We start from the raw sequence: 12970 nt of genomic DNA, 5'->3' as shown, positions 1-12970 counted from the left end.
GCGCTTCCAAATGGCCGTGCTCACAGCGTTTCCTCCTTGGGGATCATCAGGTCGACACGGCGATTCTGGGCGCGGCCTTCCGGCGTCGCATTGTCGGCGATCGGTTCGTCTTCGCCCTTGCCGTCGACCGTGATCCGGGAAGGCTTGCTGAACCGTGGCGCCATCATCGCTTCGACAGCCTTCGCCCGGGCGATGGAAAGGTCGAAATTGGATTTGAACGCGCTCGATTTTCGCGGCTTCACATTGTCTGTGTGGCCGACGATCATGATCGGTCCGGGCTCCGGTTCCAGCGCGGCGGCGATGTCCGCGGCGATCGGTCCAAACTCCGGTTTTATCTCGGCCCTGCCGGACTGGAACAGCAGGAAATTGTTGATCTCCACGACGATGAACTTGCCCTGCGTGCCGACGGTCAGCCCGCCGCGCGCGATAGTCTTGGCCAGTGCGGCATGGATGCGATCGATCTGAGAGGGGGTAGTGGCGACAGGCGGAGCGACTTTCACCGGCGCAGCCGACGGCACCACGCTGGCGCGTTCTATGGCGATCGGCGTCGATGGATCGAGCGCCAGCAACCTGCCGGCAAGGGCCTCGCCCTCGTTGGTGATGAAGACCCGCAATGCGAAGAATGCCGCCGTCAACAGCGCCGACGCTGCGGCCGCAACCACCCAGAGCGGCAACCGGGTCGACGACTGTGCGCTTGACACCGCCATGCTTTGCCAGTGGGGCGAGATGTCTTCGTCGGCGCGCGCCCTGAAGTAGCGAAGCGTCTCGTAGACGTCGCGTCGAACGCGTTCGAGATTGTTGTCCTCGCGCGAAAGGCCTCGATACTGGCCTTCGAACCCCAGCGACAGGCAGGCATGCATCAATTCAAGCAAGTCGTAGTGTGCCTCCGGCGCTGCCAGTACCTTGTTCAGCGCTTCGTAGAAGCCCGAACCGGTGGGCACGACGTGAAAGAACTGTGACAGCATGCTGTGCTGCGCCCAGGCGTCTTTCTTGGGCCAAGGCAGGTTGCCGATGAGGTCGTCAGCGGTTTCGCAGAGAGCAAATTTTGCGATCCGTGCATCTTCTTCGGGAACACCGGCTTTCTCCATTGTCCGGTCGAATTTTTCGATCGCCTCGGCAACATGTTCCGCCAATTGTTCCGCCTGTCTTTCGACAGGCATAAGCCTGAGCTGGCCAAACAGCATCAGCAAAGGAGCGGCCGCAGCGAGGATCTGATTTGCCGCTGAATATCTGACGCTGTCCGTGGCATTCAGCAGGATGTCCTGCTCAATGCCCGGCGTCGCCGCAAAGGAGCCGGTTGCCGCCGCTGCGCCGGGGTCTGCACCCTGATAAATCACGGTTCCGGATTCCCAGCCCGGCGGTGCATGCCGACCGGGATCGAAAACCGTTGAATCCTTAACGCGCGAGGAACCGGGCTGCCCGCTGTCGCGAACAGGCACCTGAGGAGCCGCCGCTGGTTTTTCAGCGCGGCGCGGTGCGCGAATGACGGTCTTGCCCGCTGGGCCGAAAGGATCGTCCTTCGAGCTCATCTCCAAACGTCCGTCCATGCCCGGTTGCTGCGTGTGCGCCACAGCGGGGCAAAGCGGTCCCTGGTCAGGCGCAGGAACTGCAGGCGCTGCTGGCGAGGGCAGTGTCTGGAGGAAGGTCGGCTATATCTTTCTATCCCGCCGTAACATGACATGTGCCGCAGACCCCCGGGTCAATCAGCCTTACCCGCTGGCGAACTGTCGTAAGTGATCGTAAGCTTAGAAACGGTCGATTGGAACCAGATGCAGCGCTGCGAAAGGATTTTTCTTCGCCAACTACAGCACCGCATCTTTGGGCTCGCAAAGGACGCTCTAATACTTTCCACCTGGCGCGTGATCCGTACCGCGGCCGAAGGTCAGCGCAGCAAACCAATCCGATTTCCGGGGCATGGGCCAGGTTCAATCTCCCCGGCTTATTTTTGCTTGTCGGCTTTGGCATAGGCTTCGCTGAAATAGGCCAGGAATATGTCCAGCATTCCGTTTTCGTGTGCTTCCTCCATGGTCCGCCATTTGGCGACAAAGGCGTCCCAAGCCAGGCTCTTCTTCGATGTGAATGACGTGGGTGGGAGTTTTTTGCCGATCGCCTCGGGCGACAGATCGTCAAGCAGCCGGGAGAGCGCAGCTTGCATGGCCGCATAGGTGGCAAATTCGTGCGTCTTGAGATCGCGGAATGCGTCTTCGACACTGTGCCTGGCATCAAGGTAGCCGGCTCTGCGCCGTGCGAACATGATTTCAAGGATGTCGTCGGTTCCCGGGACGAACTTCAAGGGATTGTTATCAGCGGAGCTTATCATCGTCCGGTGTGTGCTCTTGGCCAGTACTTTCGCAGCCGCACGTGCCTTCAGCAGCAAGGCCAGTTCCTCGACAACCGTTCGAAGCACCGCGCCGATTTCGGCAGCAACTTCATGCGGATCACGCGATTGGAGCAATTCCGGCGAGATGCCGGCTCCGATTGCGATTTCCCGCAGCACCTCGTCTCTCGTTGAAGGGAGAGGCGCGGGCGGCGAAGGCGTCGACGCCAGTGCCCTCTGCCCGGGCCGTTGCTCCACCGGCTCGAAGAAAGGCTGGTCTCCGAAGTCCAGCGGCCGGCCTGTCGTGATCGGCATTTGTCGCTGCGTCGAACCGTGGCTGCCTCGAGGATGCCCTGCCGTGGCGCGCTCGTCATCAATCGAAACGAAGACCACATAACGGCCGATCAGCAACCGGTCGCCTTGACCGAGCCGGTGAGGGCCGGCCATGCGCTGGGTCGATCCGTTTATGAAAGTTCCGTTGCGCGAGATATCGTGCAGCCAGAACGAGCCTGCCTCGTAACGAACTTCGCAGTGTCGGGCGGAGATGAACTTGTCGGGGTCGGGCAAGGTCCAGCCACAGGCCTCGCGGCCGATTTCGAAGCTGCGATCACGAGCGGAATACCCGGTCGACATACCGGCGGGCAGGGAGACGACATTGTTGATCTGCAGCCTGATGAACATTCAAAATCGCCGTCGATCCTGTCGGGAAACTCACCCAGGACACCCCATTATACCAGCAATTTGTGAGCGCGGCGGCACAGAAGCGTTCAAGTCGATGAATCTGAACGTGACCACGCTGCAGTCAGCAAGCGGTCCTCTTTGGTCGCTGGAAGACATGTGCTAGGCTTAAGCAGAAACGAGCGGCGGGAGGGGGCGCGACCCATGCCGAACGAACGTGCTACGGTTGTGCAGACGCCGGTTGGCGCTGACCTGTTGACCTTCACGCATCTTATCGGGCGCGATGAGATCAGTCGTTGTTTGGCCTATACGGTCGGGTTCGTGAGCAGCAGCCCCGACATCGATCCGCTGAAGATGCTGGGCGGTGCTGTTTCGGTCGAAGGTGAATCCGATCCGAAACGCTGGTTCAGCGGCCTTGTCTCCGAGTTTCGGCTGACCCGGATTGAGGACCGTCTGGCTTACTACGAAGCCGTCATCAGGCCATGGCTCTGGTTTCTCGGCAATACCACCGACTGCCGTATCTTCCAGAACATGAGCGTCATCGAAATCGTCGAGGAGGTTTTCTCGAAATACAGCACGGCAAAATTCGAGAAGCGTTTGCAAGGGTCTTATCCGCCGCGTGAGTACTGCGTCCAGTATGACGAGACCGATCTCGATTTCGTGCAGCGGCTGCTCGAGCACGAAGGCATCCTGTACTTTTTCGAGCATGACGAGGGCAAGCATACGCTTGTCCTTGCAGACGCAATGAACAAGCTCAAGCCGGCGCCGGGCTATGAAAAGGTGCCTTATCACTTTGAAGGGCAGGGCTCCCGGCGCGATGTCGAATACATCACGGAATGGATTCCGGGCAGTTCGGTGCGGCCAGGTGCCTATGTCCATACCGACTATGATTTCAAGAAGCCGGGCGCCGATCTGATGGCCAAATCCGCCCAGCCGTTCGGTCACAAGCTGGCGGCGGGCGAGAATTACCGCCAGCCCGGCGCGCATCTCGACGTCGGCCGCGGCGACAGCCTGGCCGCGATCCGGCGCGAGGAAATCCAGGCAGTGCACCAGCGCATCGCTGCAGTCGGCACCGTGCGCGGCCTGTATTCGGGCTGTACGTTCAAGCTGGACGGCTTCCCAAGGGAAGACCAGAACCAGGAGTATCTGGTGGTCAGCGCCGAATACAGGCTGTTCGATCCGGGCTACAGAGCCCTTGCCGACGTCGAAAGCGAGAATTTCAAGGTGATCCTCGGCGTGGCGCCGACCGCCTTGGCCTATCGCCCGCCGCGGGTCACGACACGGCCGATCATGCGGGGCCCGCAGACGGCGACGGTGGTCGGCCCATCCGGCGAAGAAATATTCACCGACAAATATGCACGGGTGAAGGTCCAGTTCCACTGGGACCGTCTCGGCAAGAAGGACCAGAACAGCTCATGCTTCGTGCGCGTGTCGCAGACCTGGGCCGGCAGCGGCTGGGGCTTCATCCAGATCCCGCGCATCGGCCAGGAGGTGATCGTCGACTTCATCGAAGGCGACCCGGATCTGCCGATCATCACCGGCCGCGTCTACAACGCCTCGCAGATGCCGCCCTACGGGCTGCCGGGCAACGCCACGCAATCCGGCTGGAAGTCCGACTCGTCGAAAGGCGGCGGCGGTTACAACGAGCTGATGTTCGAGGACAAGGCCGGCTCCGAACTGGTCAATTTCCAGGCACAGAAGGACCACAACCTTCTGATCAAGAACGACCGCACCAAGCTGGTGCAGCACGACCAGTCCGACCGCATCGACCACGACGCCAAGCACTCCGTCGGCCACAACCTCGACGAGGACGTCGGCAACAACAAGACGGTCAAGGTCGGCGTCGACCAGACCACCGATATCGGCAACAACGACACCGAGACGGTGGGGGTCAATCGCTCGCTGACGGTGGGGTCGAACGAGACGATCGGTATTGGGGCGAACTCTACGGAGACGATCGGGGCCAATCACACGCAGACCGTGGCGCTTGTGCAGACGATCACGGTGGGCGCGGCGCGTGTGGATTCAGTGGGCGCGGCGGAACAACGCAGTGTCGGCGGATTGCAGAGCAACACGATCGGGGCGACGCGGTCGGTCAGTGTTGGGACAAGCCAGAGCCACAGCATCGGCGCCTCGGATACCTGGAAGATCGGCGCAAGCCAGAATATCAGCATCGCTGCGGACCAGAATAAGAAGGTCGGCGGTGGCCAAAATTTTGAAATCGGTAAAGGCCGCAAGTTGAAGATCGGCGCGGACGACGCGACCGACGTCGGCGGCGGGCACACCCTGAAGGTCGGCAAGGCTAGTGCCGTGGATGTTGCCGACGACGGCAGTTTCAAGATCGGCAAGAACTTTGCGATCGACGCCGGGGATTCGATTTCGCTGACGTGTGGCAGCGCCTCGATCACCATGAAGAAGGATGGAAATATCATCATCAAGGGCAAAGACATTACCGTCAACGGATCCGGAAAGATCAATATCAAGGCATCGAGCGACATCACCATGAAGGGTTCCAAAATCCACGAAAACTAGCGGAAGCCTTGTTTTCATTGATGGCGGGGTAGCGCCTTAACAACATCGTGTATCGTGAGAGAATGGCTGCTTTTGCCCGAATGATCATCCTAGAGAATATTGTAGGGCAGCATGCTGAGCAGGCGGCGTCGTTGTGGGCACAAAGGGACAGTTTAGCCCTTGACGATCCTCCAGATTTGGACGCCGTAGCGGCCATAGACGACAGATTGGAAATAAGTCTCGATGGCATAAGGGTCGCCAGCCGGGCGGCTTGGCCCTGTGTCCTCGCCCTCCATGAGGCGTCGCCTGGCAAGGGCGAACTCTTCGTCGTGTCTTGGACGGCTCTCGAATTCGAGAGCGCCGATTATGTCGCGCAAGCAGTTGAAATTGGTCGCACCGCGATCGACGGCCCAGGTGGCCTGCTCGGCGCGCTGGCATGGCATGCGCCTCGCCTAATTGCGCCATGGGTGCGAGCGTGGATTAATGACGCGCGTGATCCGTTCAAGCGGTTCCTGGGCGTGTCGGCCTGCCTCGAACACCGCGTCGATCCAAAACAGATCCTGTCGTTGCGACTGCGCGATCCCGACACGTCAGTACGTGCGGCGAGCCTTCGGCTGGTCGCAAAGCTCGGTCGCGCCGACCTGACGGGCGAAGTCAGGAATGCGGGTTCCGATGAGGACCAGCAGGTACGTTTCTGGGCTGCCTGGGCTTTGAGCGAGCTTGGCTCGGGCGACCTCGCTGTTCCTGAACTGAGGAGGGTAGCAGTGCAAGGCGACCACAACGCGCTGAGCGCGCTTCGAGCTGCGGTGAAGGCGACGCCGATGAAGGAAGCGCGAAGCTGGATAGGCTCGCTGTATACCTCGCCGCAGAGCGCCTCTCTCGGGGTGAGAGCGGCTGGCATGTTGGGCGATCGATCGATCCTGCCGTGGTTGATTGAACAGATGGGCAATCCCGCCCTTGCCGTGACCGCGGGCGCATCGTTTCTGGAACTGTTTCCCGAGGCGCGGCAAGAGAGCGATCTCTTTACGAATGATCCTGGCGCGGCAGGGCTTCGCTTCGAGGAGTATTTTGGTGGTCAGGCCGTAAGTGTCCCGCTTGCCGGCAAAGTCCTGCAATGGGGACAGCGCCAAGGACACATCAAATAGACGGAATGAATGAAATGAGCGAGGCGCCAGGCGGGCCGCACGGATCACAGGACCACTGTCGAGTCTCAACGAACTGGCGCGAGCCGCTTGAGCGAACGTGCCGAGCTGTTGGCCAGTGAGGCGTCCGGCGCACTTAACGCCAAGTCAAGAGCAGCGCATCGCCTCTGACGCAGCGTCCCGTTTGCAAAGATCTCCGCCAGACTCGCCGCCGCCAGAGGCTTGCCCTGCAGATACCTTTTGCCCTGACTGAAGTCCGTCTGGTTGCGCCGCCACCATTCGCGAATTTTGCGGACATCGGGCCAGACCAAGTCCTCGTCGCGAGCGAAATAGTCGGCTGGCGACGCATTCTCGAAATCCACGTCAGCCGGCGGCTTGATATGCATCCCTTCGCGCTCGATTGACATTCCGGTTATTGTCTCAAAACTTTCGCCGGCCAGCCGTGCGAGCTTCGAGTCGCGCATGCGTGTGGTCAGCCACGGCACGAAGATGGGGTCCCCCAGGATGCCCGCCCCGGCAGCAATCAGACGCTCCTTCGAACGATCCCCACGCAGACTAAGCAGCCATTGCACGGCGCTTGGATGATCCACGGCGCGCAACAGAAGTTGCAAGCCCTTCCAACCAATCCCGTCGACGCTGGCGTGCATCCGCAAGATTTCCAGTGCCTCATGCCTGTCGCCCAGCAGCACGCAGGACCACGCGGCCCAAAATCGACAAGTTTCGTGCGGGTCATTTAGGGCCGCCTTGATGTCGGAGAGCAGGTCGACGCGCCCAACTTCCCCGGCCAGGCGCAAGGCTCTGGCTCGCACCGCCGGACTATCGTTCAGCAACTCTGACAGGCGCCTCGCGGGGTCGATCCGCCTGACTGAACACGCGGCCAAACCAAGCAGGCGCCGGATGGGGCGCGAATCCTCCAAAAGGGAGCATACCCATTCTTGAATTCGATACGGCTCGACCCAGCCCAGGGCCGATACTGTGGCTCGGAATAAATCTGGAGATGCCTCGGCGAGATTCAGAACGTAGCCAATCCTGTTTTCGGACAGGCTCTCGAAGGCAAGGACGGCAGCCACGAAAGTCTCGCCCGGCTCCTGATACTGGTCGAAGGCCCTCTCGGCTACCTGCCAGCCCCACTCGCCCGCAACACGAAGCCCGTCGATATGTGCCTCCAGGCGGTCGTCCAGTCGGCTTAAATTCTTGAGGTACTGATCGGGAGCATCGACCGCCCTGTCACGCTGCAGCCAAAGGAACGCCGCGTCTTCGGCATGTTGTTCGACGATATGCTCGATAACGCGGCGCGACATTCGAGGCTCTAGTTAAGCTGGATCGAGCCCCCCTTGATCTTGTTGGGGCCAGAGGAGCGGCTGAGAATATACGTGCCGCGCAGAATGATCTTGCCGGTACGGGTCAGCGTTATGCTGGCCTTGCCGCAGCGAAGCACGATCTCGCGTTCGGCGGAAAGATCCAGGCGCTCCCCGTCCAGCGTCACGGCGACGTCCTCGGCGGGAACCGGCTTCGGACGCAGCAGGCGGCCCAGAATGACGGCGCGGTCGGGATCGCCACCGTCGAACATCACGACCACGTCGGTCCCGAAATCCGACGCCTCGAGCATGGTTGCAGCGCGGGCAGCAACCATCCTGCTCTCGATTCCGTCCGGTACGGAGACGATCGGCTCGCCTGACTTGTTGCGTCCTATGAAGGTGCCGATGACAAGGCCATCGCTGAGACCGCTGCCTACGCGCGCGAAATCGGGGCGATCGTTCACAGGTGCTTACCTTGTGACTAGCTTGATGTCTTTGGCGCATGATAGCCGTGATCTGAATGCGGCGCAATTCGTCGCTATGCTATGGGGAGAACTCCAGGCGCACTGACCTGCACCCGTAGGATGTAATTCCTCATGGTGCTATACAAAACTTGCAACGTATACTCAGGGAATTTCCAGGTTGCGTCTCCTGTGAATTCCTCGTCGTAATGCTTGATCGGCTCTGCTGTGATCTTTCGAAATACAACTTCAGGCGAATCGTCGAAGTGCAATCCATTCGGAAGCGTGCCGGGCCAACGCGCCCCGTCGGCTTCGTATTCTCGATAGAACAGCACATGGGTCAGCGCCAGATCGCGCCCCCCCTCCATGTACCGGAAGTGGAGGAAAAGACCCAAGTGTTTATCGAATCTTCCAACCAAGCCGCCATCGTCGACCTCCAGATTTTGCTCCAATCGCAGAGGCGAAAACATAAGCCGGAGTCCGGGATCGGACAGCTTCTTGCCAAGCGCGGCGATGATATTTGGGGTTGACGGTATCAGAGCTGCATCGTCGTAGTCGGCAGGCATTGGCGGCGGTCGAAGTTGACAAGAAACGAAACCTATATTCGTGCCGCCATTTGCATAACCAATGATGAGCTGAAACTGTGGAAGCTCCCACGTGTCCCTGGTGTAGGAACGCCGGGTGCTCTCGTAGGCGGCCAACCTGTCTCGCGCCGAAATCCTGCTGTCCGAAGCCACGAGGCCGGCAGGCAAAGATCCTTGGTACGGGCCGACATCATATTGCTCGCAGTAAAAGTAGATCTGAGTGAGCAGCATCGGCTCGTTCTTGGGATCCTCTATTTCCTGCCCGAGCAGGTGCGCTCTCGCCTCGAATCCCAGTTCCACCCCAAGCTTCTTGTTCAGAAGCCAATCCTGAGCATTCAGGACAGATCCGTCGTTCTCGTCGAGCACGACTTCCGGCTGCCGCAAAATGGCCAGCCGCGACATCAAGGCCTGAACCTCGGTATCCGTTGACGATCTCCCAAGAAGGCTTACAGCTCCGCTGAAGTCCATGCCAGGCCGTATCCGTCCCCTATTTCGGTTCTTCCATGCTTAAGGTAACCTTCATGAGAGCGTCACCATCGATTTTGTAGCGAGCCTTCAGAAGAAGTTTGTTTGACACTCTCCATTGGTCCCAAGCTTCCTCCTGCTCGACCGGAGTTCCAAATCTTTCCCTCAGGCTCGGCCGAGTTGCATCTTTTGGGATATCATAAGGAGACGGCCAAGGTTCCCTTTTCACATGCATGGTCACACTGGTGAGCACGCATGTGCCGGCGCCCCCCGGAACATCCTTGAAGAGCTCAACATCCTCAAATTGAAGGGTCATTCCATCTACATCGACGGAGAGGTAGATCTCATCCCTCGGCATAACCACACGTTTTGTGACACCTGACCGTTTCAAATTTTCCTTTAAATCCGGATCGTTATTCGTCTTTCCAAACAGGTCTACCCATTTCTGATAATCCATTACTGCCTCCATACTGGCTTGATCGATGGTCAGCCCTCGCACTCCTTGACCGCCTCTTTTATCATTCCTTCGAAATCAAACTCTTTAAGTTCCTTGACCGCCGCAGCATATGCGGGTCCGCACTCGGTGTCGTCCAACGCTGCTTGTATTGCGTCGGTGTCTCGTTTTATGGCATCCTTCATGCTTTGCTTGGTTTCCGCGTCCGGCTTCATCAGCGGTTTGTTTAAATTCCCGCATGTTTCACTGTCCGCCCGGTGAACTTTGCGTGGGATTACGATAGCCATGCCCCTGCTTTCCACTTTGTCCTTTACGCACTTTGCAACGTCTGGGTCGAAAGGGCCGAAGCGTTTTACGGCGCGTGCATATAAAGTTCCCTTCGCCGGAACGTGGTCGCGCTCCCATACCCGCGACCCGTCTGCTCGACTCGCCTTGCCGCTGTTACAAAGACTTCCATAGCTGCCAACCTCGCCGCATTTGTGCATCGGCTTGTTGTCCGGACCCTGCTTATTACCGGTCGAGGTGGCGGAGTTCTTAGCTCCCATTGTTCGTCATCTGATCGCCGAGCAGTTGGATGTTCTTGCCTTCTGCCTTCACGTCCATCGAGCCGGGCGCGACGAACTCGGTCTTTCCCTGTGTAGCCGACGACACCACGCCGCCGCCGGTGCCTTGGCTCGCCACATCAGGCGACGGCGCGCTCATGTAGTAGCTTCCCTTGATGGCTATCTTCTTCCCTTCAATCTTGACCGTCGAGGTGGCATCCGACAGCCTGTCGGCGGAGCGTCCGAAATTCGGCAGCGGAACGGGCACGAACGGAGCCGGCGGCCCCGGCATCTTGCACACATTGGGCACGTCCGCCGGCGCCATGTCTATGCTGCCCTCGGTCACCGGCGTCTTGGGCGGGTTGACTCCAACGGAAACCATCAGGCAGCCTTTCTTGGCGGGTTGGCAGAAAAGTCCAGCAGCGTCACCGCGCGCTGGCCGCCTTCGGAACTGGCCCAGAGCGCCGCTCGCGAACCGTGGCTGTAGCCCTTGCTGGCGGCGGCGTGAGCCAGCGCCGCGAACAGTGGACCTGACGCTGCGCCGACATCGCCCCAGCAGTCAGCTGGATGCAGATAGTGGGTTGCCTCATCTGAAAGATGCTGAACTCGCAGGATTGTGTAGACCAATTCCTCGCTTCGGTAGCGCTGTCCATTGAGATCGCAGTAGGTGTCGGTGATCTTGCGCCGATCTGTGCCAATGACCGGCTCGAGTCCGAGGAAGGCGGAGCTCAGCCCTTCGCCCACGCAAACCCCGTCCTCGCCGTGTCGCTTGATGGTGATCCGCTCGGGCGCGGTGCTGACTGCGCTCAGCTGCGCCAGGGCCTCCAGGCCCAGTTCTGATATCAGATTGCGGCGTGCCAGCAGGCACGCGCCCGCTCCCTCGCCCGGGAAGAAGCCGTCTCGGTTCACCTCGGATTTGAGTTGCCCCGTTTCATCCATCCATTCCAGCGTTTGATAGTCGTGATAGGAATCCACGCCTGCTACCACCGCCAGATCCGTCTTGCCTTCATCGATCGCCTTGGCGGCCATACCGAACGCAAACATTCCGCCAGCATGTCCGTTGGCCAGGCATTGCACGCGCAGGTTCGCCGGGCCGAATCGTCCCATTACGGCACGACCGAGCACTTCGGCGATGCCGTCCGGTAACCCGGGCCGCGGCTCCGGCGCACAGATGATCAGGAGCGTTCTCAGGCCGTTGGCCGACAGCGCCGCTGCCTGCGGCAGTTGCAGCAGCGTCGACAACAGCAGTTCCTTCATGCGCTCTGCCAGCGGCACCTCGGGGCCGATGACCGCATCCTGCGCCAGGCGCATGGGCTCGCCATTGCGGTCGACGAAGAACGGATGCTCGGAAATTGCTGAGATCCCCGCCCGCACCGCTGCGGCAGCGCTTTCGGGACGCAGACCAACCGGAGTCCGCGCTGAAAGGCCGGCCAGCCAGACTGCCGTCCGAGGGAGATAGGCTGCGACGCTTGGCGTAGGCATCGTCATTCCATCACATCAGCTTTTTCAGGCGGACAGAGGTTTGATCGAGATAGTCGATGTCCTTATTGCATATGAGCGAGCTTTGCCAAACCATAATCACGCGCGAAGTATCCGGCTCTAGGATCACGGTCGCCAGCGTGCATTTGGTGTGAATCGTCTCGCGTTTGATGCGCGTTGAGAAGCCGAAAACTAGGCGCGGAAGATGGAAGCGTATCGGGCCGTTCGGCGAGAGATTGATGAGCTGCACCGGCTCGCCGCCCCGCAGATAGCCGGCGACCTGTTGATCCTGCGGGGCGCAGCAATAGTAGTGGGAATCGAGATCATTCGCCCAGAGCGGGAAGCGCGTCTTCTGCCAGATCTCGTCATAGGTGCCGGCGAGTTCCCGGCGCGGCGACCAATGACAGGGCACCGCGTTGAAGCCGGCCGGCGCGGGGCGGCTAGCGACGGACGAAATCAGGTTTGCCGGATACTCGATATTGGGAAGCGGCCGCCCGAGACAGCCATTCGGGTTGGAGATGAAGCCCTGCCCGACCGGATTCCTCGCCTCCAGGCGATGATCCTTCGGATTGCTGGCAGTGCGATCCCAGCCGCCGAATGCAGCTTCATACCGGATCGGCATCTTGAGAAACGGGTCGGGGCTCGCGATGACACGTCGTCCGGCAAGGTTCACCGTCCACCAGCGATTGCCGAATACGCTCAGGCGCTTTTGAACCGGACCAACCTGGAATCCTACATCGAGCTCTGTGATCGGTTTGCCGTTCGGTGACCAGGCGGTGCCGTTGACGAGCACGTCCGTGCAGGGCTTCACCCCGAAAAAATCGGCTTCATAGATCAGGCTTTTCTCGTAGTCGCCGTCGAGGGGCTGTCCCTGTATGAACGGCGGCACCTGGTTCTCCGAGGGCCGCATGCTTCCGTCGGCCTGTATGTCCAAGGTAGCTTTCACGCAGACCAGCCAGATCTTGTTCGCGGCCTTGTCCTGAACCCAGCTCCCCATCGCTGGAAACCCGGTGCTGTTGCTGACTTCCCACATGGCGGC

Annotated in this window: 12 protein-coding genes; 2 read left to right on the top strand and 10 right to left on the bottom strand. The window is 60.0% G+C overall.

Going from position 1 to position 12970, the window contains the following annotated elements; all coding sequences use genetic code 11:
• Nucleotides 1-20: 20 nt before the first annotated feature.
• Both tssL and tagH read right to left on the bottom strand, forming a co-directional pair.
• Nucleotides 21-1529, bottom strand: coding sequence for a type VI secretion system protein TssL, long form (gene tssL, locus AC0L3L_RS10215; RefSeq protein ID WP_473637478.1), 1509 nt, complete (start codon nt 1527-1529; stop codon nt 21-23).
• Nucleotides 1530-1939: 410 nt separating this feature from the next.
• Nucleotides 1940-2998, bottom strand: coding sequence for a type VI secretion system-associated FHA domain protein TagH (tagH, locus tag AC0L3L_RS10210; RefSeq protein WP_473637456.1), 1059 nt, complete (start codon nt 2996-2998; stop codon nt 1940-1942).
• Between the two features lie 201 nt (nt 2999-3199).
• On the opposite strand from tagH, the gene AC0L3L_RS10205 reads away from it, so the two are divergent.
• Nucleotides 3200-5527 carry a type VI secretion system Vgr family protein gene (locus AC0L3L_RS10205; RefSeq protein WP_473637455.1) on the top strand — a complete coding sequence of 776 codons (2328 nt, stop codon included), beginning with the start codon at nt 3200-3202 and terminating at the stop codon, nt 5525-5527.
• Between the two features lie 62 nt (nt 5528-5589).
• The gene (locus AC0L3L_RS10200; protein WP_473637454.1) at nt 5590-6651 is read left to right on the top strand and encodes a HEAT repeat domain-containing protein; all 1062 of its coding nucleotides are present in this window, start codon (nt 5590-5592) and stop codon (nt 6649-6651) included.
• Between the two features lie 65 nt (nt 6652-6716).
• Here the strand turns inward: AC0L3L_RS10200 and AC0L3L_RS10195 are convergent, their stop codons facing one another.
• The 8 genes from AC0L3L_RS10195 to AC0L3L_RS10160 form a co-directional block, all read right to left on the bottom strand.
• Nucleotides 6717-7949: a TIGR02270 family protein gene (locus tag AC0L3L_RS10195; RefSeq protein ID WP_473637453.1), complete on the bottom strand. Its 1233-nt coding sequence runs from the start codon at nt 7947-7949 to the stop codon at nt 6717-6719.
• 8 nt (nt 7950-7957) lie between these two features.
• On the bottom strand, nt 7958-8410 hold the full coding sequence (locus AC0L3L_RS10190) for a DUF6484 domain-containing protein (RefSeq protein WP_473637452.1): 453 nt from the start codon (nt 8408-8410) through the stop codon (nt 7958-7960).
• Between the two features lie 74 nt (nt 8411-8484).
• Complete coding sequence (locus AC0L3L_RS10185) at nt 8485-9459, bottom strand: hypothetical protein (protein WP_473637451.1); 975 nt, start codon at nt 9457-9459, stop codon at nt 8485-8487.
• Nucleotides 9460-9478: 19 nt separating this feature from the next.
• Nucleotides 9479-9913: a hypothetical protein gene (locus AC0L3L_RS10180; RefSeq protein ID WP_473637450.1), complete on the bottom strand. Its 435-nt coding sequence runs from the start codon at nt 9911-9913 to the stop codon at nt 9479-9481.
• A gap of 29 nt (nt 9914-9942) precedes the next feature.
• Complete coding sequence (locus AC0L3L_RS10175) at nt 9943-10197, bottom strand: hypothetical protein (protein WP_127210037.1); 255 nt, start codon at nt 10195-10197, stop codon at nt 9943-9945.
• 247 nt (nt 10198-10444) lie between these two features.
• Entirely contained in the window at nt 10445-10834 is a 390-nt protein-coding gene (locus AC0L3L_RS10170) for a PAAR-like domain-containing protein (protein WP_065006582.1), read from the bottom strand.
• On the bottom strand, nt 10834-11940 hold the full coding sequence (locus AC0L3L_RS10165) for a beta-ketoacyl synthase N-terminal-like domain-containing protein (RefSeq protein WP_473637449.1): 1107 nt from the start codon (nt 11938-11940) through the stop codon (nt 10834-10836). Before AC0L3L_RS10165 ends, AC0L3L_RS10170 begins: the two co-directional genes overlap by 1 nt.
• Nucleotides 11941-11944: 4 nt before the next feature.
• Complete coding sequence (locus AC0L3L_RS10160; protein ID WP_473637448.1) at nt 11945-12928, bottom strand: DUF2169 family type VI secretion system accessory protein; 984 nt, start codon at nt 12926-12928, stop codon at nt 11945-11947.
• Nucleotides 12929-12970: the final 42 nt, after the last annotated feature.

Source organism: Mesorhizobium sp. WSM4849, from assembly GCF_055811385.1.
Note: the sequence above shows the minus strand (reverse complement) of the source record. Positions and strands in the feature narration are given on the sequence as shown.